The organism is Amycolatopsis thermophila, from assembly GCF_030814215.1.
Taxonomy (GTDB): Bacteria; Actinomycetota; Actinomycetes; order Mycobacteriales; family Pseudonocardiaceae; genus Amycolatopsis_E; species Amycolatopsis_E thermophila.
This window is the reverse complement of sequence record NZ_JAUSUT010000001.1, coordinates 3,987,046-4,008,185: the sequence shown is the minus strand read 5'-3', so window position 1 is coordinate 4,008,185 and position 21,140 is coordinate 3,987,046. Positions and strand designations below refer to the sequence as shown.

The 21,140-nt window shown below is 73.0% G+C and carries 26 protein-coding genes and 1 pseudogene; 11 read left to right on the top strand and 16 right to left on the bottom strand.

Annotated elements, in window-relative coordinates; genetic code table 11:
* Positions 1–68: 68 nt before the first annotated feature.
* From FB470_RS19700 to FB470_RS19680, 5 genes are read left to right on the top strand one after another with little or no spacing between them, the layout of a single operon-like run.
* Positions 69–1,001, top strand: a complete 933-nt coding sequence (locus FB470_RS19700) for an ABC transporter substrate-binding protein (RefSeq protein ID WP_370876506.1) — start codon at positions 69–71, stop codon at positions 999–1,001.
* A complete protein-coding gene (locus FB470_RS19695; protein WP_306993561.1) occupies positions 994–2,025 on the top strand; it encodes a FecCD family ABC transporter permease in 1,032 nt (343 codons plus the stop codon). The genes FB470_RS19700 and FB470_RS19695 overlap by 8 nt, the downstream gene beginning before the upstream one ends.
* The gene (locus tag FB470_RS19690; protein ID WP_306999380.1) at positions 2,022–2,798 is read left to right on the top strand and encodes an ABC transporter ATP-binding protein; all 777 of its coding nucleotides are present in this window, start codon (positions 2,022–2,024) and stop codon (positions 2,796–2,798) included. Before FB470_RS19695 ends, FB470_RS19690 begins: the two co-directional genes overlap by 4 nt.
* A gap of 20 nt (positions 2,799–2,818) precedes the next feature.
* Positions 2,819–3,601: an SDR family oxidoreductase gene (locus tag FB470_RS19685; RefSeq protein WP_306993559.1), complete on the top strand. Its 783-nt coding sequence runs from the start codon at positions 2,819–2,821 to the stop codon at positions 3,599–3,601.
* The gene (locus FB470_RS19680; RefSeq protein ID WP_306993558.1) at positions 3,598–4,665 is read left to right on the top strand and encodes an NAD(P)H-dependent amine dehydrogenase family protein; all 1,068 of its coding nucleotides are present in this window, start codon (positions 3,598–3,600) and stop codon (positions 4,663–4,665) included. The genes FB470_RS19685 and FB470_RS19680 overlap by 4 nt, the downstream gene beginning before the upstream one ends.
* 45 nt (positions 4,666–4,710) lie before the next feature.
* Here FB470_RS19680 and FB470_RS35780 read toward each other — a convergent pair.
* The 11 genes and pseudogenes from FB470_RS35780 to FB470_RS19630 all read right to left on the bottom strand — a co-directional run.
* Positions 4,711–4,888, bottom strand: a pseudogene (locus FB470_RS35780) (IS481 family transposase); the annotation flags it as partial.
* Between the two features lie 20 nt (positions 4,889–4,908).
* The gene (locus FB470_RS19675) at positions 4,909–5,232 is read right to left on the bottom strand and encodes a hypothetical protein (protein WP_306993556.1); all 324 of its coding nucleotides are present in this window, start codon (positions 5,230–5,232) and stop codon (positions 4,909–4,911) included.
* A gap of 44 nt (positions 5,233–5,276) precedes the next feature.
* Positions 5,277–6,215 carry a prolipoprotein diacylglyceryl transferase gene (gene lgt / locus FB470_RS19670; RefSeq protein ID WP_306993554.1) on the bottom strand — a complete coding sequence of 313 codons (939 nt, stop codon included), beginning with the start codon at positions 6,213–6,215 and terminating at the stop codon, positions 5,277–5,279.
* Between the two features lie 37 nt (positions 6,216–6,252).
* Positions 6,253–6,420: a hypothetical protein gene (locus tag FB470_RS19665; RefSeq protein WP_306993552.1), complete on the bottom strand. Its 168-nt coding sequence runs from the start codon at positions 6,418–6,420 to the stop codon at positions 6,253–6,255.
* Between the two features lie 61 nt (positions 6,421–6,481).
* Positions 6,482–7,153: an MOSC domain-containing protein gene (locus FB470_RS19660; RefSeq protein WP_306993550.1), complete on the bottom strand. Its 672-nt coding sequence runs from the start codon at positions 7,151–7,153 to the stop codon at positions 6,482–6,484.
* Positions 7,150–7,653, bottom strand: coding sequence for a DUF3291 domain-containing protein (locus FB470_RS19655; RefSeq protein WP_306993548.1), 504 nt, complete (start codon positions 7,651–7,653; stop codon positions 7,150–7,152). The genes FB470_RS19660 and FB470_RS19655 overlap by 4 nt, the downstream gene beginning before the upstream one ends.
* A 74-nt stretch (positions 7,654–7,727) precedes the next feature.
* Positions 7,728–8,516: a tryptophan synthase subunit alpha gene (trpA, locus tag FB470_RS19650; RefSeq protein WP_306993546.1), complete on the bottom strand. Its 789-nt coding sequence runs from the start codon at positions 8,514–8,516 to the stop codon at positions 7,728–7,730.
* On the bottom strand, positions 8,513–9,733 hold the full coding sequence (trpB, locus tag FB470_RS19645; protein ID WP_370876505.1) for a tryptophan synthase subunit beta: 1,221 nt from the start codon (positions 9,731–9,733) through the stop codon (positions 8,513–8,515). Before trpB ends, trpA begins: the two co-directional genes overlap by 4 nt.
* Positions 9,730–10,539: an indole-3-glycerol phosphate synthase TrpC gene (gene trpC / locus FB470_RS19640; RefSeq protein WP_306993544.1), complete on the bottom strand. Its 810-nt coding sequence runs from the start codon at positions 10,537–10,539 to the stop codon at positions 9,730–9,732. The genes trpB and trpC overlap by 4 nt, the downstream gene beginning before the upstream one ends.
* 147 nt (positions 10,540–10,686) lie before the next feature.
* A complete protein-coding gene (locus FB470_RS19635; protein WP_306993542.1) occupies positions 10,687–11,238 on the bottom strand; it encodes a Trp biosynthesis-associated membrane protein in 552 nt (183 codons plus the stop codon).
* On the bottom strand, positions 11,216–12,778 hold the full coding sequence (locus FB470_RS19630; RefSeq protein WP_306993541.1) for an anthranilate synthase component I: 1,563 nt from the start codon (positions 12,776–12,778) through the stop codon (positions 11,216–11,218). Before FB470_RS19630 ends, FB470_RS19635 begins: the two co-directional genes overlap by 23 nt.
* A 94-nt stretch (positions 12,779–12,872) precedes the next feature.
* Between FB470_RS19630 and FB470_RS19625 the strand changes: the two genes are divergently transcribed.
* Positions 12,873–13,487 (top strand): TetR/AcrR family transcriptional regulator, encoded by a 615-nt coding sequence (locus FB470_RS19625; protein ID WP_306993539.1) that lies wholly within the window; start codon positions 12,873–12,875, stop codon positions 13,485–13,487.
* Here FB470_RS19625 and hisI read toward each other — a convergent pair.
* Positions 13,484–13,837, bottom strand: coding sequence for a phosphoribosyl-AMP cyclohydrolase (gene hisI / locus FB470_RS19620; protein ID WP_306993537.1), 354 nt, complete (start codon positions 13,835–13,837; stop codon positions 13,484–13,486). The genes FB470_RS19625 and hisI overlap by 4 nt on opposite strands.
* Positions 13,834–14,607 carry an imidazole glycerol phosphate synthase subunit HisF gene (gene hisF / locus FB470_RS19615; RefSeq protein WP_306993535.1) on the bottom strand — a complete coding sequence of 258 codons (774 nt, stop codon included), beginning with the start codon at positions 14,605–14,607 and terminating at the stop codon, positions 13,834–13,836. The genes hisI and hisF overlap by 4 nt, the downstream gene beginning before the upstream one ends.
* A 43-nt stretch (positions 14,608–14,650) precedes the next feature.
* Between hisF and FB470_RS19610 the strand changes: the two genes are divergently transcribed.
* From FB470_RS19610 to FB470_RS19595, 4 genes are read left to right on the top strand one after another with little or no spacing between them, the layout of a single operon-like run.
* Positions 14,651–15,499: a DMT family transporter gene (locus FB470_RS19610; RefSeq protein WP_306993533.1), complete on the top strand. Its 849-nt coding sequence runs from the start codon at positions 14,651–14,653 to the stop codon at positions 15,497–15,499.
* A 33-nt stretch (positions 15,500–15,532) separates the two neighbouring features.
* Positions 15,533–16,258, top strand: a complete 726-nt coding sequence (locus FB470_RS19605; RefSeq protein WP_306993531.1) for an ABC transporter ATP-binding protein — start codon at positions 15,533–15,535, stop codon at positions 16,256–16,258.
* Entirely contained in the window at positions 16,255–16,986 is a 732-nt protein-coding gene (locus FB470_RS19600; RefSeq protein WP_306993530.1) for an ABC transporter permease, read from the top strand. The genes FB470_RS19605 and FB470_RS19600 overlap by 4 nt, the downstream gene beginning before the upstream one ends.
* 19 nt (positions 16,987–17,005) lie before the next feature.
* On the top strand, positions 17,006–17,386 hold the full coding sequence (locus FB470_RS19595) for a PPOX class F420-dependent oxidoreductase (RefSeq protein WP_306993529.1): 381 nt from the start codon (positions 17,006–17,008) through the stop codon (positions 17,384–17,386).
* On the opposite strand, the gene priA is transcribed toward FB470_RS19595, so the two are convergent.
* Both priA and hisH read right to left on the bottom strand, forming a co-directional pair.
* Positions 17,370–18,110: a bifunctional 1-(5-phosphoribosyl)-5-((5-phosphoribosylamino)methylideneamino)imidazole-4-carboxamide isomerase/phosphoribosylanthranilate isomerase PriA gene (priA, locus tag FB470_RS19590; RefSeq protein ID WP_306993528.1), complete on the bottom strand. Its 741-nt coding sequence runs from the start codon at positions 18,108–18,110 to the stop codon at positions 17,370–17,372. The two genes, FB470_RS19595 and priA, sit on opposite strands and share 17 nt — an antisense overlap.
* Positions 18,111–18,144: 34 nt before the next feature.
* Positions 18,145–18,774 carry an imidazole glycerol phosphate synthase subunit HisH gene (gene hisH / locus FB470_RS19585; RefSeq protein ID WP_306993526.1) on the bottom strand — a complete coding sequence of 210 codons (630 nt, stop codon included), beginning with the start codon at positions 18,772–18,774 and terminating at the stop codon, positions 18,145–18,147.
* A gap of 110 nt (positions 18,775–18,884) precedes the next feature.
* Between hisH and FB470_RS19580 the strand changes: the two genes are divergently transcribed.
* Positions 18,885–19,211: a hypothetical protein gene (locus FB470_RS19580; protein ID WP_306993524.1), complete on the top strand. Its 327-nt coding sequence runs from the start codon at positions 18,885–18,887 to the stop codon at positions 19,209–19,211.
* A 1,033-nt stretch (positions 19,212–20,244) separates the two neighbouring features.
* Here the strand turns inward: FB470_RS19580 and FB470_RS19575 are convergent.
* The gene (locus FB470_RS19575) at positions 20,245–21,138 is read right to left on the bottom strand and encodes a transketolase family protein (protein WP_306993522.1); all 894 of its coding nucleotides are present in this window, start codon (positions 21,136–21,138) and stop codon (positions 20,245–20,247) included.
* Positions 21,139–21,140 lie beyond the last annotated feature (2 nt).

Here is a 21,140-nt window from a genome sequence, read left to right as displayed (position 1 = left end):
GCGGCGTCCGTTACGCCTGGGTGCGGGACGGGGCCCCGTGACGCCGGCCGGAAACCCGAGGTTTTCCTGTGTTCCGTCGTTTCGCACCGCTGCTGGCGGTCCTGCTCGTCCTGACCGGGTGCGCCACGCGCCCGTCCGACACCGACTCCGCCGCCCCACCCGAAACCGGGGGCACCTTCCCCGTCACCGTGTCCGCGCCCGGTGCGCCCGCGGTCACGCTCGACCGTCAGCCACAGCGGATCGTGTCGCTGTCGCCCTCGGCGACCGAAACGCTGTTCGCCCTGGGCGCCGGGCCGCAGGTCGTGGCCGTCGACTCGGCGTCGGACTACCCCGGGCAGGCGCCGAAGACCCAGTTGTCCGGCCTCAGCCCGGACCCCGAGGCGATCGCCGCCTACCGGCCGGACCTCGTCGTGGTCTACGCCGACACGACCGGCCTGGCGGACGCGCTCGCGAAGACCGGCACGAAGACGCTGGTGATGCCTGACGCGAAGACCCTCGACGACGCCTACGCCCAGTTCGTCGCGCTGGGCAAGGCGACCGGGCACCAGGCCGAGGGGGAAAGCCTGGCGCGCCAGGCGAAGGACGACATCGACAAGATCGTCGCGGACACCCCGAAGCCGGCGCGGCCGTTGTCCTACTACTGGGAGCTGGACCAGACGTACTACAGCGTCACGTCGGCGACCTTCGTCGGCCAGGTGCTCACGCGGTTCGGTCTGACCAACATCGCCGACGGCAGTGACCCGGCCGCCTCCGGCGGCTACCCCCAGCTGTCCGCCGAGCGCATCCTGCAGGCCAACCCCGACCTGATCTTCCTGGCGGACAGCAAGTGCTGCGGGCAGAACGCGCAGACCGTGGCCGCCCGGCCCGGCTGGAACACCCTGACCGCCGTGGCGCGCGGCCACGTCGTGGCGCTGGACGACGACATCGCGTCACGCTGGAGCCCGCGCATCGTGGATCTCGTCCGGACCGTCGCCGACACGATCGCCGACGCCGGTGCCTGACACCCGGACGCGGCTGCGGGCACCGGTCCTGATCGTCGGGCTGCTGGCGCTCGTGGCCGTCCTGGTCTCCGCGGTCCTCGCCGGCGCGAGCGACCTCGGCTGGCAGCGCGTGCTCGCCGAGATGTGGGCGCAGGTCACCGGCGGGCAGTCGCCGCTGTCCGCGCGTGAGGCGGCGATCGTGTGGCAGCTGCGGGTGCCCCGGGTGCTGCTGGCGGCGATCGTCGGCGCGGCGCTCGCGGTGTCCGGGGCGACGTTCCAGGGTGTGTTCCGCAACCCGCTCGCCGACCCGTACCTGCTCGGTGCGGCGGCGGGTGCGGGCATGGCGGCCACGCTCGTGGTCGTGCTGGCACCGTCGGTCACCGGCTGGGTCATCGGCCCGCTGCCGCCGGCCGCCTTCGCCGGGGCGCTCGGCGGGGTGGGGTTGAGCTGGCTGGTCGGCCGCTCGGCCGGCGGCGGGGGCACGAGCACCCTGCTGCTCGCCGGGGTCGCGGTGGCGTCGTTCCTCACCGCGATCCAGACGTTCGCCCAGCAGCTGAACACGCAGACGATCCGGCAGGTCTACACGTGGATGCTGGGCGGGCTGAACGTGAGCGGCTGGCGGGAGGTGGCGATCGCGGTGCCGTACGTGGCGGTCGCCGCGGTGGTGCTGTGCCTGTCCGCGCGGCTGCTGGACGTGCTCACGCTCGGCGACGCGGAGGCGGCGTCACTGGGCCTGCGGCCGGGCCGGATCCGGCTGGTGGTGCTCGCGGCGGCGTCGCTGGCGACCGCGGCGGCGGTGTCGGTGAGCGGGCTGATCGGGTTCGTCGGGATCGTGGTCCCGCACGTCGTGCGGATGCTCGCCGGGGCGAGCTACCGCGTGGTGATCCCGTTGTCGCTGGTCGGCGGCGCGGCCTTCCTGGTGCTGGCCGACCAGCTGGCCCGCACGATCATGCCCGGCGAACTGCCGCTGGGCGTGGTCACCGCGTTCACCGGGGCGCCGTTCTTCGCGTGGATCCTGCGCTCGTCGCGGCGGCGGGTGTCATGACGGCGTTGTCGCTGCGTTCGGTGCGCTCCGGTTACGGAGACCGCCCGGTGGTGCACGGGGTTTCGGTCGAGGTGCCCGCAGGCGGCTGGCTGGCCATCGTCGGCCCCAACGGGGCCGGTAAGTCCACTGTGCTCAAAACGGTGGCCGGGCTCCTGCCCGCACAAGGCGAAGTGCGCATCGACGGACGTACTCGTCTGTCGCGAAAGGACCTGTCGCGGATCGTCGGGTACGCACCGCAGGACCCGTCGCTGCCGGCCGGGCTGACGGTCACCGACTACGTGTTGCTCGGCCGGACCCCGCACCTGGGCCTGCTGGCGCGGGAGAGCCGCCACGATCTGTCCATTGTGGAAGAAGTGCTGGCGCGCCTCGACCTCTCCGCGCTGGCGGGCCGCCGGATGGACATGCTCTCCGGCGGCGAACGGCAGCGCGCGGTGCTGGCGCGGGTGCTGGCCCAGCGGGCGAGCCTGCTGCTCCTCGACGAACCGACGACGGGCCTGGACCTCGGCCACGCCCAGGCCCTGCTCGAGCTGATCGACCGGCTGCGGCACGAGGACGGCATCACGGTCGTGTCGACGCTGCACGACCTGACGTTCGCGGCGCAGTACGCCGACCAGGTCCTGTTGCTCGACCGCGGGTCGGCCGTCGCCGCCGGGCCGCCCACCGAAGTGCTCACGGCCGGGGCACTGGCGAGGTACTACGGCGCGACGGCGGAGGTGTTCACGACGGAACGGGGCGAGCTGGCGGTGCTTCCGACCCGTCCCGAAAAGAACTAGAACCTGTTACAGTCGGCCGCATGATCCTCGAGCGTTTCCGGGTGGACGGCAAGGTCGCCGTCGTCACCGGCGCCGGGCGCGGGATCGGCGCGGGTGCCGCCATCGCGCTGGCCGAAGCCGGTGCGGACGTGGTGATCTCCTCCCGCACGAAGGCCGACCTCGACACCGTCGCCGCGCGCGTCGCCGAAACCGGGCGTCGCGCGCACGTCGTGCCCGCCGATCTCAGCGATCCCACGGCCGCGGCCGCGCTCGCCCAGGCCGCGGTCGGTGAGTTCGGCCGGATCGACATCGTCGTCAACAACGTCGGCGGCACCTACCCGCGTCCGTTGCTGGAGACCACGCCGGAGTTCCTGGAGGAGGCGTTCCGCTTCAACGTCTCGACCGCGCACGCGCTCACCACCGCCGCCGTGCCGCTGATGACCGACGGCGGCGCGATCGTGAACATCTCGTCGAACATGGGCCGCGTCGCCGGGCGCGGGTTCGCCGCCTACGGCACCGCGAAGGCCGCGCTCGCGCACTACACACGGCTGGCCGCCTACGACGTCGCACCGCGGATCCGGGTGAACGCGATCGCCGTCGGGTCGGTGGCCACCTCGGCATTGGAAGTGGTGGTGAACAACCCGGAGATCAAGGCGAAGATGGAGGGCGACACGCCCCTGCGCCGGCTCGGGGAGGTCTCCGACGTCGCCGCCGCGATCGTCTACCTGGCCTCGCCCGCCGGCTCGTTCGTCACGGGAAAGGTGCTGGAAGTGGACGGTGGACTGCAGGCGCCCAACCTCGAGCTCGGACTGCCGGACCTGTGACCTACCGGGTGGTGCAGTGGAGCACCGGCAACGTGGGGCGGCACGCGATCGCGGGCATCGACGCGCATCCGGAGCTGGAGCTGGCCGGGGTGTGGGTGTCGAACCCGGACAAGGCCGGGCGCGACGCGGGTGAGCTGGCCGGGCTGGGCCGCTCGCTGGGTGTGCAGGCGACCACCGACGCGGACGCGCTGCTGGCGCTGGAACCGGACTGCGTGGTCTACACGGCGATGGCGGACGACCGGTTGACGGAGGCCCTGGCCGATCTGCGGCGGATCCTGCGGGCGGGCGTGAACGTGGTGTCGAGCAGCCCGGTGTTCCTGCAGTTCCCGGACGGGGTGGTACCCGAAGAGGTGTCCGGGCCGGTGCGCGCCGCGGCGGCCGAGGGCGGCGCGTCGCTGTGGGTGAACGGCGTCGACCCGGGGTTCGCCAACGACTGGCTGCCGCTGGTGCTGACCGGGGTGTGCGAGCGGATCGACGAGGTGCGCTGCTACGAGATCCTGGACTACTCGACCTACGACAACCGCAAGGTCGTCTTCGACATCATGGGCTTCGGCGCGCCGCTGGACGAGACCCCGATGCTGCTGCAGCCGGGCGTGCTGTCGCTGGCGTGGGGCAGCGTGGTGCGGCAGCTGGCGGCCGGGCTGGGCGTCGAGCTGGATTCCGTGGCGGAGAGCTTCGAGCGGTTGCCCGCGCCGTCGACGTTCGACATCTCGTGCGGAACGATCCGCGAGGGCACCGCGGCGGCGCTGCGGTTCGAGGTGCGCGGCATGCGCGGCGGCCGTCCGGTGTGCGTGCTGGAGCACGTGACGCGGCTGCGCGCGGACCTGGGGCCGGACTGGCCGCAACCGTCCGGGCGGGGCTGCTACCGGGTGCAGGTGACGGGCGAGCCGAACTACACGCTGGACCTGCGGCTGGTGGGCACGGACGGCGACCACAACACGGCCGGGCTGAAGGCGACGGCCATGCGGCTGGTCAACGCGATCCCGGCGGTGGTGGCGGCGCCGCCCGGGCTGCTGACGGCGCTGGACCTGCCGCTGATCACCGGGCGCGGCCTGGCCGGCTAGGCGTAGGAGGCCGTGGCGTTGGGACGCCGGTGTGGAGCCGGGATGGTGGACGAACTCGATCGCGGTCCGGGCGGTGTCGTCGGGCAGGGCTTCGGTAGGCCAGGCGGGAGTAGCCGTCGATGGCGGAGTGCAGGTAGGTGTAGCGGGGCCGCTGGCCTCGGGTTTTGCCGCGGGCGACCTGCCGGTCCTGGTCGCTGCCTTCGCCGTGGACGCGACAGCCACCACTCATCCTGCCGCCGACACCTAAAACTGCCCCCACCTCACCAGGGCGAGGTAGAGCACCACGGCGACCGCGATGGCCGCCGCGAAACCGAGCACGCCGCCGAGGATCAGGCCGGTCCCGAACGAGCGCCGCGGCGGCCGGGCGAGCCTGCAGAGGCACCCGGCGCCCACCGCGCCGCACGCGACGCCGAGGAACGCGTAGGTGTACTCGCCCCCGCGCCAGCCGAGGTCCGCCAGCGCGTCCCGCGCGAGGGCGACCACGACCGCGGCCGGCAGCCCGGCACCGAGCGCGAATCCGAGGAAGGCCACCCCGGGCCGCGGCCGGCCGGAGTCGGGTTCGGTCATGGTCCCAGTCTCGCCGAGCCGGACGCGCTCGCGCCTGAGTAGAACTACTTGCGGTCGGTGACCTTGCCGTCGTCGTCCACGGGCTCCGCGTCCTTGCTCCGCAAGCGTTCCGGCTCCTCGCGCGGGCCGCGGCGCTGGGCGGCGAAGAAGTAGACCATGGCGCCGAGGAAGACGAGCCCGGACACCCAGGTGTTCACCCGCAGCCCGAGGATGTGGCTCGCGTCGTCGGTGCGCATCAGCTCGACCCAGAAACGGCCCAGCGTGTAGCCGGCGACGTACAGGGCGAACGCCCGGCCGTGGCCCAGCCGCAGCTTGCGGTCGGCGTACACGACCAGTGCGGCGATGAGCAGGTTCCAGATCAGCTCGTACAGGAACGTGGGGTGCACCGGGCTGTCGGCGAGCGGGATGTGCCCGAACGCGATGCCGTTCGGCCCCTGGTCGGGGATGCTCGGGTTGTTCGGGTCGAAGCGCTGGTAGATCTCCAGGCCCCAGGGCAGCGTGGTGTGGGCGCCGTAGAGTTCCTGGTTGAAGTAGTTGCCGAGCCGGCCGATGGCCTGCGCGGCGACGATGCCGGGCGCGATCGCGTCGGCCATCGCCGGCAACGGGATGCCCTTGCGGCGGCAGCCGATCCACGCGCCGACCGCGCCGAGGGCGATCGCGCCCCAGATGCCGAGACCGCCGTCCCAGATGTAGAGCGCCTTGACCGGGTCCTTGCCCTCGCCGAAGTAGCGCCACGAGTCGGTGATGACGTGGTAGAGCCGGCCCCCGACCAGGCCGAACGGCACCGCCCACACGGCGATGTCCACGACCGTGCCCTTGGTCCCGCCGCGCTGCACCCAGCGCCGGTCGCCCCACCAGATGGCGAGGACGATGCCCGCGATGATGCAGAGGGCGTAGGCGCGGATCGGGATCGGTCCCAGGTGCCAGACGCCGCGGTCCGGGCTCGGGATCGTCGCGAGGAACACAGCCGAGGCGGAATTCACGTGGTCACCGTAACCTGCGGGGCGAGCGGCGCGGGGATCAGCCCGGGCGGTTCAGGAACGCCGAGCCGACCGCGAGAACGCACCCGACGCCGAAGATCGCGGTGAGGTACCACGGGCCACCCTGTGTCACGTTCCAGACGGCCACGAGAGCCGCCACCACGGCGATGACGAGGTTGCGCACCTGAAGCGGAGAAGGCCGGGCCACGGGCCCCAGCCTTTCACGCCGGCCGCAGCAGCCGAGGTCGAGGGTGGCGGTCGACGACGTCCTAATCCGCGGACTGCCGCTCCAGGGCGCGGCGCACCTTGCGCTTGTCGTACTCCGGCAGGGCTTCCACACCGGCGAGCCGGGGCAACAGCGCGGGCTCGGTGGTGAACGCCCGGAACGCGAGGGCGATCGTGGCGTCGTGGCCCGGCCGGGACAGCACCTGCACGGCGTCCCCGGCCTGCACCGGTCCCGGTTCGAGCACCCGGAAGTACGCGCCCGGCACCGCGCGCCGCGTGAAGGTCTTGACCCATCCGCGCTCGCCCAGCCAGCCCGCGAACGTGCGGCACGGGATGCGCGGCGACGTCACCTCCAGCACCAGCGACGACCCGACCCGCCACCGCTCCCCGATCAGCGCGCCGGTGAGGTCGAGGCCCGTGGTGGTCAGGTTCTCGCCGAACACACCGGGCGGCAGGTCGCGGTCCAGCTCGGACGCCCAGACGTCGAGGTCCTCCCGCGCGTACGCGTACACCGCCTGGTCGTCGCCGCCGTGGTGGCGCAGGTCGCAGATCACGTCACCGGCCACGCCGCTCGCTCCGGAGCCGCGCGGCCCCGGCGCGGCGACGAACACGGGGCCCGCCACGGGTCGCTTGTCGATCCCGGTGACGCCCAGATCGGCGTCCCGCAGCTCCCGCTCGGCCCCGACGTTGACCGACAGCACCTTCCCCGCGCTCATGCCTTGCCGGCCCGGTCCGCGCGGCCGGGGGAGGCCGCCGAACCGGACGGCCCGAACGTGTCCCGGAACGTGAAGGCGTACGGCGTCGGCCCGTGCGCCCGCAGGTGCCGCACGCGCTCTTCGGCCTCGTCGGTGCTCGGCCGGTGCCCCTCGGGCACCCACCACAGCGCGGTGAAGGCCTCACGCATCCGCTCGAACCACTCGCGCCGGCGTTTGAGGACCTCCCGGTGCTCCCCCGAATACACGTAGGCGGCCAGGTCCTCGACCGACCGCCACACCGACATGTTCACGATGACCCCCGCGCTGCCGCCCGCGTCCCACTGGAACGCCGGCACCGCGGTCGCGTTGCCCTCCTCCGTCTGCAGCCGCCACACGAACCCGGGTGCGGCGTCGGCGAGTGCGTTGACCGGGTCCAGCGCGTCCACGAAGTCCTTGAGCTGGGGCGAGGTCAACGGCGCCGCCAGACGGCCGACGTTCACCTGCGCGAGTTCGTAGGGCATGCCCGCCAGTCTGCCGATCAAGCCCGGCGACGGCTACCTGTTTCCGACGAAGCCGGCGCGGTGGCCCCGGAAGATCAGGCGGTGGCGACGGCCTGCCGGACGCCCTCGGCGAGCTCACCGGTCAGCGCGTGCACCGGCTCCGTTCCCCCCGCCGCCGCGGACACCAGGGCGGAGCCCACGATCACCGCGTCCGCGAACCCGGCCATCTCGGCGGCCTGCTCACGCGACTTGACGCCCAGCCCGACGCCGACCGGCAGGTCGGTGTGGGCCCGCGTCCGGCGCACCAGGTCGGCGGCGGCCCCGCTCACCTGGTCGCGCGCGCCGGTGACGCCCATGACGGCCGCCGCGTAGACGAATCCGGAACACGCCCTGACCGTCAGGTCGATCCGCTCCTCGGACGAGGACGGCGCGACCAGGAAGATGCGGTCCAGACCGTGCTGCTCCGAGGCGGCCAGCCACTCGCCGGCCTCGTCCGGGATCAGGTCCGGCGTGATCATGCCCAGGCCACCGGCGGCGGCGAGGTCCCGCGCGAACGCCTCGACCCCGTACCGCCGCACCGGGTTCCAGTAGGTCATCACGACGGCGCGGCCACCGCGGGCGGCGACCGACTCGACGACCTCGAACACGTTGCGCAGGCGGAAGCCGTTCTTCAGCGCGGCGTCGGCGGCGAGCTGGATGGTCGGTCCGTCCATCACCGGATCGGAGTAGGGCACGCCGACCTCGACGAGGTCCGCGCCCGCGTCCAGCATGGCCGCGAACAGGTCCTTCGACCCCGGCACGGTCGGGTAGCCGGCGGGCAGGTAGCCGACCAGCGCCGCCCGGCCCTCGCTCTTCGTCCGGGCGAACAGCTCCGGCAGGCTCACGACTTGTCCACCAATCCGAAGTACTTCGCGGCCGTGTCCATGTCCTTGTCACCGCGGCCCGACAGGTTGACCACGATCAGCCCGGCGCGCCCGAGCTCCCGGCCCAGCTGGATCGCGCCGGCCAGCGCGTGGGCCGACTCGATCGCCGGGATGATGCCCTCGGTGCGCGACAGCAGCGCGAACGCCTCCATCGCCTCGGCGTCGGTGATCGGCCGGTACTCGGCGCGGCCGCTGTCCTTGAGCCACGCGTGCTCGGGACCGACGCCCGGGTAGTCCAGTCCGGCGGAGATCGAGTGCGACTCGACCGTCTGGCCGTCCTCGTCCTGCAGCAGGTACGACACCGCGCCGTGCAGGTTGCCGGGCGTGCCCTTGGTCAGGGTCGCGCCGTGCCGGTTGCCGTCGAGGCCCTCGCCGCCGGGCTCCAGGCCGACGAGCCGGACGTCCGGGTCGTCGATGAAGCCGTGGAAGATGCCGATCGCGTTGGAACCGCCGCCGACGCAGGCCGCGACCGCGTCCGGCAGCCGGCCGGTCTGCTCGAGGATCTGCGCGCGCGCCTCCTCGCCGATGACCTTGTGGAAGTTGCGCACCATCAACGGGAACGGGTACGGGCCCGCGGCGGTGCCGAAGATGTAGTGCGTGGTGTCGGAGTTGGCGACCCAGTCCCGCAGCGTCTCGTTGATCGCGTCCTTCAGCGTGCGCGACCCGCTCTTGACCGGCACCACCTCGGCGCCCAGCAGCCGCATCCGCGCGACGTTCAGCGCCTGCCGCTCGGTGTCGACCTCACCCATGTAGACCACGCACTCGAGGCCCATCAGGGCGCACGCGGTGGCGGTGGCGACGCCGTGCTGGCCCGCGCCGGTCTCGGCGATGACCCGCTTCTTGCCCATCCGCTTGGTGAGCAGCGCCTGACCCAGCACGTTGTTGATCTTGTGGGACCCGGTGTGGTTGAGGTCCTCGCGCTTGAGGAAGATCCGCGCGCCGCCCGCGTGCTCGGCGAACCGCTCCGCCTCGGTCAGCAGCGACGGCCGTCCGGCGTAATCGCGCAGCAGCCGCTTGAACTCGGCCTCGAAGTCCGGGTCGAGCCGGGCCTTGTCGTACTCGGCGGACACCTCGTCGACGACACCGACCAGCGCCTCGGGCATGAACCGGCCGCCGTAGGGGCCCCAGTAGCCGCGCTCGTCGGGGTCGTGCTCGTCGTGGTGCGGGTGCTCGTTCATCGGCTCGGCCTCGGGCAGGCGGGGTGCGATCCGGCGGTGACCAGCTTCATCAGGGCGCCCTTCGGGTCGCCCGAGGCCACCAGGCCCTCGCCGACCAGCACCGCGTCGGCGCCGTGGCCGGCGTAGGCCATCAGATCACCGGGGCCGCGGACACCGGACTCGGCGACCTTCACCGTGTCGAACGGCAGGCCCGGCGCCAGGCGGCCGAAGACGTCCCGGTCGACCTCGAGGGTGTGCAGGTTGCGGGCGTTGATGCCGATGACCTTGGCGCCGGCCTCGAGGGCCCGGTCGGCCTCCTCGGCGTTGTGCACCTCGACCAGCGCGGTCATGCCCAGCGACTCGACCCGGTCGAGCAGCGCCATCAAGGCGTTCTGTTCCAGCGCGGCGACGATCAGCAGAACCAGGTCGGCGCCGTGCGCGCGGGCCTCGTGCACCTGGTAGGGGCTGACGATGAAGTCCTTGCGCAGGATCGGGATGTCCACCGCGGCGCGGACGGCGTCCAGGTCGGCCAGCGAGCCGCCGAACCGGCGCTGCTCGGTGAGCACGCTGATGACGCGCGCGCCGGCGGCCTCGTAGTCCTTGGCGAGGGCGGCCGGGTCGGGGATGTCGGCGAGCGAGCCCTTGGACGGACTGCGGCGCTTGACCTCGGCGATGACGCCGATGGACGAGTCACGCAGCGCGGACAGGGCGTCCCGCGGTGGCGGCGCCTGCGCGGCGAGCCGCTTCAGGTCGTCGAACGGGAGCGCCTTCTCACGCTCGGCGAGATCCTCCCGGACGCCGGCGACGATGTCTTCGAGAACGGTCACGGCGCAACCTCACCGGTTGTCGCACATTCACTCGAAAGCTGGCTCACAAACACCTTCCCCTTCCCGCAGAAAAGATGCTAACCCGCCCACCTGCGCGGACCGGTTCCGGGTCGGACTTGCCTTGTCCAGCAGCGAAATCGCCCGCCGCTACCGATCAGTAGTCGGATCTTCGCCGTCGGAGAGCGCCTCCCAGAGTTCCGTGTCGGGGTCCTTGGCCGCCTTCTTGCGGCCGGCCGGAGCTTCGTACCGGGCACCCAGCTTCGCCATGCGCCCGGCGCCCTTACCGGCGATCAACCCGGCGACGAGCATGAGAATTCCCGCCAGCAGGGCCAGTCCCCGGCCGGCGAAGATCTGCCCGGCCGGAGCACCCTCGGGGAAACCACCGAAGCGCCAGCCGTCGATCGCCAGCCAGCCGGCGGCGATCCCGGCCAGCGCGATCACGATCCCGAGCACGCGCCGCAGCCACCCGCTCGCCGCGATCAGCCCGGCGACGCCGGCCAGCGCGAGCACGGCCAGCGGCACCAGCGCACCCGTGGTCTCCGCACCGGTGTGCTTGTCGAGCACCATGCCGCGCACGCCGGCGTCCCGCAGCTCGGCGGACCACACCAGCCGGGACGAACCCCACAGCGCGGCCGCGGCCGGCAGCAGGGCGGCCACGACCATCCACAGTGGACGCTTACTGGACGGTGGCGACGTCATCGGCCGGGTCCAGCTTCCGCGGTGGCACCAGGGTCTGCGCGGCGGCGACCGCGGAGAGCACCGTGCGGGCCTTGTTCAGGCATTCGTTGTCCTCGTACTCCGGGACCGAGTCGGCGACGACCCCGCCGCCGGCCTGCACGTACGCGATCCCGTCCCGGATCAGCGCGGTGCGGATGGCGATCGCGGTGTCGGCGTCGCCGGCGAAGTCGAGGTAGCCGACGACACCGCCGTAGAGCCCGCGGCGGGTCGGCTCCAGCTCCTCGATCAGCTCCATCGCGCGCACCTTCGGGGCGCCGGACAGGGTGCCGGCCGGGAAGCACGCCGCGACCGCGTCGAAGGCCGTCTTGCCCTCGGCCAGCTCGCCGGTGACGGTCGACACGATGTGCATCACGTGGCTGTACCGCTCGATCGTGAAGAAGTCGACCACCCGCACGGTGCCCGGGCGGCACACCTTGCCCAGGTCGTTGCGGCCGAGGTCGACCAGCATCAGGTGCTCGGCGCGCTCCTTCTCGTCGGCCAGGAGGTCCTTGGCCAGCTGCGCGTCCTCCTCCGGGTCCGCGCCGCGCCAGCGGGTGCCGGCGATCGGGTGCGTGGTGGCGCGGCCGTCGCGGACCGTGACCAGGGACTCGGGGCTGGATCCGACGATGTCGAACCCGTCCAGCCGCACGAGGTACATGTACGGGCTCGGGTTCGACGTCCGCAGCACGCGGTAGACGTCCAGCGCGTCGGCCTGGGTGGGGATCTCGAACCGTTGCGAAGGCACGACCTGGAACGCCTCGCCGGCCTTGATCGCCTCGACCGCCTTCTCCACGGCCGCGAAGTAGTCGGCCTGGCTGCGGCGGCGCTCGAACTCGGGCGCGGGCCGTTCGAACACCGCGGCGGTCGCGGGCGCGGCGGCGCCGAGGCGCTCGGTCATGTCCTCGAGCCGGCGGACCGCGTCGTCGTAGGCCGCGTCGACCCGCTCCGGGGAGTCGTCCCAGTTGACCGCGTTCGCGATGAGCGTGACCGTGCCCTCGTGGTGGTCCACGGCCGCCAGGTCGGTGGCCAGGAGCATGGTCAGCTCGGGGATGTCGATGTCCTTCTCGGCCAGCTCGGGCAGCTTCTCCAGCCAGCGGACGGCGTCGTAGCCGAGGTAGCCGACCATCCCGCCGGTCAGCGGCGGCAGGCCGGGCAGCGGCTCGGTGTGCAGTGCGGCGACGGTCTCGCGCAGCACGGTCAGCGGGTCGCCCTCGGTCGGCAGGCCCACCGGCGGAGTGCCCTCCCACACCGCCCGGCCGTCACGCACGGTCAGCGCGGCGGGGCTGCGCACGCCGATGAACGACCAGCGCGACCACGACTGCCCGTTCTCGGCCGATTCGAACAGGAACGTGCCCGGCCGGTCGGCCGCGAGCTTGCGGTAGACCCCGACGGGCGTCTCGCCGTCCGCGAGGAGCCGCCGGACCACCGGGATCACGCGACGGCCCTCGGCGAGGGCGCGGAACTCGTCGCGTGCGGGGCTCACCGAACCGAGGCCGCCGTCGGTGGGATTCGCACTGACCATGGAGCCATTGTGCCGCGCGGGACCGACACTCTTCGCACCGGGCACTAATTCACGTCGCGTTGAATTTTACCCCGGAACGGGCCATCATGGATGGGTGAGTACCGCGGAACAGCCTACGCCCGCCAAGCGGCGCGGCCGGCGGCCCGGCGGCCAGGACACCCGGGCCGCGCTCGTGGCCGCCGCGCGCGAGGTCTTCAGCGAAAGCGGCTACGAGGGCGCCACCGTACGCGCGATCGCCCGGCGCGCCGGCGTCGACGCGGCCATGGTCAACCACTGGTTCGGCGGCAAGGAGGGCCTGTTCGCGCAGGCCGTGCTGCAGCTGCCGTTCGACCCGGTCCAGCTGGTGTCCGAACTGATGGACGGGCCGGTGGACGGGCTGGGGAAACGCATCGTGCGGCGGTTCCTGACCGTGTGGGACGCGACCGATGGTGGCGCGTTCCCGGCCCTGGTGCGCAGCATCGCCAGCCACGACCAGGCGGCGCTGAGCCTGAAGGACTTCCTGATCCGGCACGTGCTGGACAACGTGGTCTCGCACGTGTCGCCGGACCGGCCGGAACTGCGCGCGTCGCTGTGCGCGTCCCAGATGGTGGGCATCGGGATGGCCCGGTACGTGGCCAGGTTCGAGCCGTTCTCGACCACGGACATCGAGACGCTGGCGGCCGCCATCGGGCCGACGCTGCAGCGGTACCTGACCGGCGAGATCGGCTAGCCCTCGTCGGCCAGCAGCAGCCGGTCGGCGCCGTCGAAGCAGGTCCGCGTGCCCGTGTGGCAGGCCGGGCCGGTCTGGTCGACGCGCACCAGCAGCGTGTCGGCGTCGCAGTCGAGGCGGACCTCGCGCACGTGCTGCACGTGCCCGGACGTCTCGCCCTTGACCCACAGCTGCTGACGGCTGCGCGAGAAGTACGTGCCACGCCGCGTGGTCAGCGTGCGCTCCAGCGCCTCGTCGTTCATCCACGCCACCATCAGCACGTCGGACGTCGCGTGGTCGACCACCACGGCGCACACCAGGCCATCGGCGGTGCGCTTGAGCCGCTGGGCCAGTTCGGGTGCCAGGCTCACCGGACCTCGACCCCACCGGCGCGCAGGGCGTCCTTCACCGCACCGATCTTCAGCTGTCCGAAGTGGAACACGCTGGCGGCGAGCACCGCGTCCGCCCCGGCCCGGACGGCGGGCAGGAAGTGCTCGACCGCGCCCGCTCCCCCGCTGGCGATCACCGGCACGGTGACCACCTTGCGGGTCATCTCGATCAGCTCGAGGTCGAACCCGGCCTTGGTGCCGTCGGCGTCCATCGAGTTGAGCAGGATCTCGCCCACGCCCAGCTCCTCGCCGCGCGCGGCCCACTCGACGGCGTCGATCCCGGTGCCGCGGCGCCCGCCGTGCGTGGTCACCTCGAACCCCGACGGTGTGGGCTCCTCGCCCTCGGGCACGCGGCGCGCGTCCACCGACAGCACGATGCACTGGGCGCCGAACCGGCGCGAGGCCTCGCGCAGCAACTCGGGGCGGGCGATCGCCGCGGTGTTGATGCTCACCTTGTCCGCACCGGCGCGCAGCAGGCGGTCGACGTCGTCACAGGCGCGCACGCCACCGCCGACGGTGAGCGGGATGAACACCTGCTCGGCGGTGCGGCGCACCACGTCGAACGTCGTTTCGCGATTGCCCGAGGACGCGGTCACGTCGAGGAAGGTCAGCTCGTCGGCGCCCTCCGCGTCGTAGGCCCGCGCCAGCTCGACCGGATCGCCGGCGTCCCTGAGGTCGGCGAAGTTGACGCCCTTCACCACCCGGCCCGCGTCGACGTCCAGACACGGGATCACCCTGACCGCTACACCCATGTCACCAGGTTAGATGACCGGTGCCGGGCCTAGAGTGGATGCCGTGTGGTGGGGGTTGCTCTGCGCGGTGGCCGCCGCGGTCGCCTACGGGATCGCCTCCGTCTTCCAGGCCGTCGCGGCGCGTGCGGTGGACGAGGGCGCGTCCGGTGTGGATCCGCGGCTGCTGGTGCGCGTGCTGCGGCAGTGGCGGTTCGTGCTCGGGGTCGGGCTCGACCTGCTGGGGTTCGTGGCGCAGCTGGTCGCGTTGCGGGTGCTGCCGCTGTTCGTGGTGCAGGCCGCGCTGGCGGCGAGCCTCGCGGTGACGGCGGTGGCCGCGCTCACGCTGGGCGTGCGGCTGCGCGGCCGCGAGTGGGGTGCCGTCGCCGTGGTGTGCGCGGGGCTCGCACTGCTGGGCGTGTCGGCCGAGAGCGAGGGTTCACGTCCCGCCGCAACCGGGTTCCACGTCGGCCTGCTGGTGGTCGTCGCGGTCCTGGCCGGCGTGGGCTGGATCGCCGGGCGGGCGCCGGAACGCGTGCGCACACCGGCGCTCGGGCTGATCTCGGGGCTGTGCTTCGGCGTCGTCGCGCTCGCCGGCCGGGTCCTGGACGCGAGCAGCGTGCCGGCGGTGCTGACCGATCCCGCCGCCTACGCGCTCGCCGCGGCGGGTGTCGTCGCGATGCTGTTCTACACCTCGGCCCTGCAGCGCGGGAGCGTCACGATGGCCACCGCGCTGATGGTGGTCGGCGAGACCGTGGTGCCGTCGCTGATCGGGGTGCTCGTGCTGGGCGACGCGACGCGGCCGGGGTTCGCGGTATTCGCGGTCACCGGGTTCGTGCTCGCGGTCGCGGCGGCGCTGGCGCTGGCCCGGTTCGGCGAGATCGACAGTCCACAACAGACAGCGGCCCGGTCTTGACGCCGCGTCACCGGCGGGCGCAGAATTCAACACGTGACCAATTACGCCGTCGAGGTGGACGGCCTGCGGGTCGTCCGGGGTGGCCGCGAGGTCGTGCGCGGTGTGACGTTCACAGTGCCCCGCGGCACGGTCACCGGCCTGCTCGGGCCGAGCGGCTGCGGCAAGACGACCCTGATGCGCGCGGTCGTGGGCGTGCAGATCGTGGCGGGCGGCGCGGTCACCGTGCTCGGTCACCCGGCCGGCAGTCCGGCGCTGCGGCGCAAGATCGGTTACGCGACGCAGAACCCGGCGATCTACACCGACCTCACGGTCACCGAAGCGGTGCGGTACTTCGCCGCGATCCTCGACGCGCCGGCCGCCGACGTGGGCCGGGTGATCGCCGAGGTCGGCCTGACCGACCACGCGCACGCGGTCATCGGCACCCTCTCCGGCGGCGAGCACAGCCGGGCGAACCTCGCGGTCGCGCTGCTCGGGCGGCCCGGGCTGCTGGTGCTGGACGAGCCGACGGTCGGGCTGGACCCGGTGCTGCGCGACAGCCTGTGGGACCTGTTCGCCCGGCTCGCGCGGCAGGGCACGACGCTGCTCGTGTCCAGCCACGTGATGGACGAGGCCGCGCGCTGCGACCGGCTGCTGCTGATGCGCGAAGGTGCGCTGCTCGCCGACGACACGCCGGCCGCGCTGCGCGACCTCACCGGCGCGGCGGACCTGGAGCAGGCGTTCCTGCGGCTCATCCGGGACCGGGAGGCGGCGATATCGTGAACCCGGCCATCACCCTCGCGACCGCCCGGCGGGTGCTCACCCAGCTGCGGCACGATCCGCGCACCGTCGTGATGCTCGTGGCCGTGCCCGCGGTGCTGATGGTGCTCCTCCGGTACGTGTTCAACTCGCCGGCGCAGTTCGACCGCATCGCCCCGGCGCTGCTGGGCGTCTTCCCGTTCCTGACGATGTTCCTGATCACCTCGGTCGCCACCCTGCGGGAACGCACCAGCACCACGCTGGAGCGGCTGATGACCACGCCGCTGGGCAAGCTCGACCTGCTGTTCGGGTACGCGCTCGCGTTCGGCCTGCTCGCCGTCGTCCAGGTCGCGGTGGCCTCCGGGGTGAGCCTGTGGCAGGGGCTGCACGTCGCGGGCTCGTTCGGGGTGCTGCTGCTGATCGCGGTGCTCGACGCGCTGCTCGGCATGGCGCTCGGGTTGTTCGTCAGCGCGTTCGCCCGCACCGAGTTCCAGGCCATCCAGTTCATGCCGGTGTTCGTGCTGCCGCAGTTCCTGCTGTGCGGGCTGTTCGCGGCGCGTGACGAGATGGGCTGGGTGCTGAACTGGCTCTCGCACGCGATGCCGCTGTCCTACGCGGTGGAGGCCCTCGGCCGTGTCACCACATCGTCCACACTGGACGCCACGACGGTGCGGGACGTGCTGGTCGTCGGTGGCTGCGTGTTCCTCGCGCTCGTGCTGGGAGCCGTCACGCTCCGCCGTCGCACGCCGTGATCCGCGCTACTGTGACCGCATGTCGGAATTCGAGCGGATGGCCGCCGAGAAGTTCCTCCTGCTGACCACGTTCCGCAAGTCCGGCACGCCCGTGCCGACGCCGGTCTGGGCGGCCGGCGACGCCGGCGAGATCGTGGTCTGGAGCGAGCGCACCGCGGGCAAGGTCAAGCGGATCCGCAACAATCCCGAGGTCACCGTGCAGGGCTGCGACTTCCGCGGGAACTCCACCCACGGCCCGGTGGTGACCGGGCGGGCGCGGATCCTCGACGACGAGGCCACCGAGCGGGTGCGGAAGGTGATCGCCCGCAAGTACGGGATCGTCGGCCAGGTGACGATGTTCTTCAGCCGGCTGCGCGGTCGTCGGCGGACCGTCGGGCTGGCGATCAAGCTCGGGGACTGACCGCTTCGAGGGCCTGCGGCAGGGTGAACGCGCCCGCGTAGAGCGCCTTGCCGATGATGGCGCCCTCGACGCCGTCGGTGGCCAGGCCGGCCAGCGCGCGCAGGTCGTCCAAACTGGACACCCCGCCGGACGCGATCACCGGTGCGTCGGTGCGGGCCGCGACCTCGGCGAGCAGGTCGAGGTTCGGGCCCTTGAGCGTGCCGTCCTTGCTGACGTCGGTGACCACGTAGCGGGAGGCGCCGTCGCGGTCCAGGCGTTCCAGGACCTCCCACAGGTCGCCGCCGTCGCTGGTCCAGCCGCGGCCCTTGAGGCGGTGGCCCTGCTCGGTGATGCGGACGTCGAGGCCGATCGCGACGCGGTCGCCGTAGGCGGCGACGACCCTCGCGGTCCACTCCGGGTCTTCGAGCACCGCGGTGCCCAGGTTGACGCGGCGGGCGCCGGTGGCGAGCGCGGCCTCCAGCGAGGCGTCGTCGCGGATGCCGCCGGACAGCTCGACCTGGACGTCCAGCTCGCCGACGACGCGGGAGATCAGTTCCTTGTTGTCGCCCTTGCCGAACGCCGCGTCGAGGTCGACGAGGTGGATCCACTCCGCACCGTCCCGCTGCCAGGCCAGAGCCGCCTCCAGCGGGCTGCCGTAGGAGGTTTCCGTGCCTGCCTCGCCCTGGACGAGACGCACGGCCTGGCCATCGGCCACATCGACAGCGGGGAGCAGGGTGAACGTCACGCGGCCACTATAAGGAGCAGTGGCGCCTGCCTGGTCAGAGGGTGCGCAGCCAGTTCTCCAGCAGGTGGGCGCCCGCGTCGCCGGACTTCTCCGGGTGGAACTGGGTGGCCCACAGCGGGCCGTTCTCGGCCGCCGCGACGAAGTCCTCGCCGTGGTGCGACCAGGTGACCTTGGGCTGCTGGCCGGGCAGGCCCGAGTCGAGCTCCCAGCGCCGGGCGGCGTAGGAGTGCACGAAGTAGAACCGGGCGTCGGGGCCCAGGCCGGCGAACAGCTGGGTGCCGGCGGGGGCGCGGACGGTGTTCCAGCCCATGTGCGGGACGACGTCGGCGTGCAGGCGCTCGACCGTGCCGGGCCACTCGCCGGTGCCCTCGGTCTCGACGCCGTGCTCGACGCCGCGTTCGAAGAGGATCTGCATGCCGACGCAGATGCCCAGCACGGGGCGGCCGCCGGCGAGGCGGCTGCCGATGATCTTCTCGCCGCCGACGGACAGCAGGCCCGCCATGCAGGCCGCATACGCGCCGACGCCCGGCACGACGAGGCCGTCGGCCTCCAGCGCCGCATGCGGGTCGGCGGTCACCTCGACCTCGGCGCCGACGCGCCGCACGGCGCGCTCGGCGGAGCGCAAGTTCCCCGATCCGTAGTCCAGAATCACGACGCGAGCCACCTGACCAGTCTAGAGGTTTCGCACGGGCCGTTCCGCCGGGCGGCTCGGGGGCGTTTGATGGCTGGTGGAGGGGGAATGTGGGCGCAGGGGCGCCGCACAAGGGAGTGACGATGCCGTCGCAGAGCGAAGCCCGGCCCGCCGATCTGGCCCCGCGGCTGGCCAAGTCGCTGGAGGAGTTGCAGAGCGCCCGGCTGGGCGGGGACGAGGTGCGTGACCTGCTCCAAGGGCTGGCCACGGTGGCCGCCGCGGTGACCCGCGTGCTGGACGACCTGCGGGCGTGCCCGGTGCTGCGGGAGCGGGAACACGAGCTGGGACTTCTCGCGTACCAGACGATCCACAGCAAGCTGGAACAAGCCGCCGCGGCGGCCGAGGACCTCGAAGTCGGGGTCGAGGCGCTGTGCCGGCTGCTGCCGGAACACGCGCCGGGCAGCGGGTGAGATCCGCCTCGCGGCCCGGGTGGTCTCGTAGCCCGGGTGGTGTCGTGGCCCCGGGTGGTGCCGTGGCCCCGGGCGGTCTCGCAGCTCGCCTGGTCTCGCAGCCCGCGTGGTCTCGTGGCCCGGGTGGCCTCATCGCTGCCATGTCTCGCAGCCTGCTCGCAACCCGGGCGGCCTTACGGCCCCACGCGCCCTCACCGCCCGAGTGGTCTCGCCGCCCGCCTGGTCTCGCCGCCCGCATGGTGTCGCAGCCTGCTCGCAACCCGGGCGGCCTCACGGCCCGCATGACCTCACCACCCGGGTGGTCTCACCGCCCGGATCATCTCGCCTCCCGCGTGGCCTCACCGCCCGCCTGACCTCGCAGCCCACGCGGCCTCGCAGCCGTGGCGGCGCCCGCGCGGCCTCGCAGCATGCGTGGTCCGCGGGCCGCCTGGTCTCGCCGCCTGGCCTCGCCGCCCGGATGGCCGCCCGGATGGCCTCGCGGCCCGCGTCGCCCCGGCCCGCCTGGCCCCGCCGCCCACGCGGCCTCACCGCCCGCCTGGCTTCGCCACGCGCACGACCTCCCGCCCCGCGTGGCTCGCCACCCGCATGACCTCACCACCCGGATCGCCTCACCGCCGGGATGGCCTTGCCGCCCGCGGGGTGCGGGGCCGCCGGCCTGGCCGCCTCCCGCGGTTCCGCGGAGCGGCCTTGGCCGTCCTCCCCCGGTTCATCGGGCGGGCCTGGCTGGCCTGGCTGGGCTCCGCAGTCCGGGGCGGGCGGCCCGACCAGCGGCCCACCCCAGAGTGGTCCGCCCCGACCAGCGACCGCGGCCAGGGGCCACGTCCAGCGTCGGTCGCGGCCGGCGCTGCCGGTGCCCGGCTCCGGTACTTCCGCCGCGCGTTCGGCATCCCGGGAAGCGCGGCACGCGGGCCGGGTGTCAGCGACCCGCCCCACTTCCGGGCGGCGGCTGGGCGGACTGGAGGTGACCCGGCCGGGTGAGACCCACCTGGGTGGCTTTGATCCGCGATGCGCTCGTCGATCGAGCGACGCAGAGTCACGCTCTGTCGAGGAACGCCTTCACCGCCGCGGCGATGCTCGCCTCGTCGAGGCCGTGCGCGAGGTCGTGGTCGGCCACGTCGCCGTACCGGCGGACCTCCACGTCCCGGCGGACGCCGAGCGCGCGGAGGCGGTGCGGCACGTCGGACAGGGCCTCGCTCACCTGGTGCGCCGACGTGCCGGCCAGGTACGGCTCGACGAGCACCACGTCCGCAGCCCCGGTCACCGCGGACCGCAGCGTCGCGCCGTCGAACGGCCGGACCGTCGTGGCGTAGAGCACGGTCACGTCGAGCCCGTCGGTCGCGGCCAGCACCCGGTCGAGCATCGGGCCGACGGCGAGCACGACCCCGCGCGTGCCCTCCCGGACGACCTGCATGCCCGGGCCCGGGCGCGGATGCGCGTTCGACTGGCCGCTCAGCCGCAGGTAGACCATGTCGTCGCCGGGCAGCGCATCACGCAGCACCGCGACAGCTTCGTCGGGATGGCCGGGCACGTGCACGGTCCAGCCCGGGATGGTGTCGATCAGCGCGACGTCACCGGGCGACTGGTGCGTCCGGCCGGCGGTGGGCATGTCGTACGACCCGCCCCAGGAGACGAGGACCGCACCTGCGCCCTGGTGCGCCAGGTCGAGTTTGACCTGCTCGTAGGGCCGTTCCACGAGGAACGACGGGAACGTGTGCACCACCGGCCGCATCCCGGCCAGCGCCAGGCCACCGGCGACACCGACGAGGGCCTGCTCGCGGATGCCGACGTTGATCACGCGGTCCGGGTGCCGCCGCGCGGCATCCGCCAGCGACGCCGCCGAGATGTCGGCCAAGACCACCGCGACGCGCGGATCCTCGTCGAGCATCCGATCCATTGTGGACAAAAATGCCTCGCGCATTCCGGGCATGG

Bases quoted from the DNA above. Each gene is read 5' to 3' on its own strand.
- FB470_RS19580 (WP_306993524.1), top strand. From the start codon at position 18,885: ATGCCGTCGCAGAGCGAAGCCCGGCCCGCCGATCTGGCCCCGCGGCTG.
- FB470_RS19660 (WP_306993550.1), bottom strand. From the start codon at position 7,153: ATGAGCGCGGGGAAGGTGCTGTCGGTCAACGTCGGGGCCGAGCGGGAG.
- FB470_RS19575 (WP_306993522.1), bottom strand. From the start codon at position 21,138: ATGCCCGGAATGCGCGAGGCATTTTTGTCCACAATGGATCGGATGCTC.
- FB470_RS19690 (WP_306999380.1), top strand. From the start codon at position 2,022: ATGACGGCGTTGTCGCTGCGTTCGGTGCGCTCCGGTTACGGAGACCGC.
- trpB (WP_370876505.1), bottom strand. From the start codon at position 9,733: ATGAACGAGCACCCGCACCACGACGAGCACGACCCCGACGAGCGCGGC.
- FB470_RS19685 (WP_306993559.1), top strand. From the start codon at position 2,819: ATGATCCTCGAGCGTTTCCGGGTGGACGGCAAGGTCGCCGTCGTCACC.
- hisF (WP_306993535.1), bottom strand. From the start codon at position 14,607: ATGGGTGTAGCGGTCAGGGTGATCCCGTGTCTGGACGTCGACGCGGGC.
- FB470_RS19630 (WP_306993541.1), bottom strand. From the start codon at position 12,778: ATGGTCAGTGCGAATCCCACCGACGGCGGCCTCGGTTCGGTGAGCCCC.
- FB470_RS19595 (WP_306993529.1), top strand. From the start codon at position 17,006: ATGTCGGAATTCGAGCGGATGGCCGCCGAGAAGTTCCTCCTGCTGACC.
- FB470_RS19675 (WP_306993556.1), bottom strand. From the start codon at position 5,232: ATGACCGAACCCGACTCCGGCCGGCCGCGGCCCGGGGTGGCCTTCCTC.
- FB470_RS19655 (WP_306993548.1), bottom strand. From the start codon at position 7,653: ATGCCCTACGAACTCGCGCAGGTGAACGTCGGCCGTCTGGCGGCGCCG.
- FB470_RS19635 (WP_306993542.1), bottom strand. From the start codon at position 11,238: ATGACGTCGCCACCGTCCAGTAAGCGTCCACTGTGGATGGTCGTGGCC.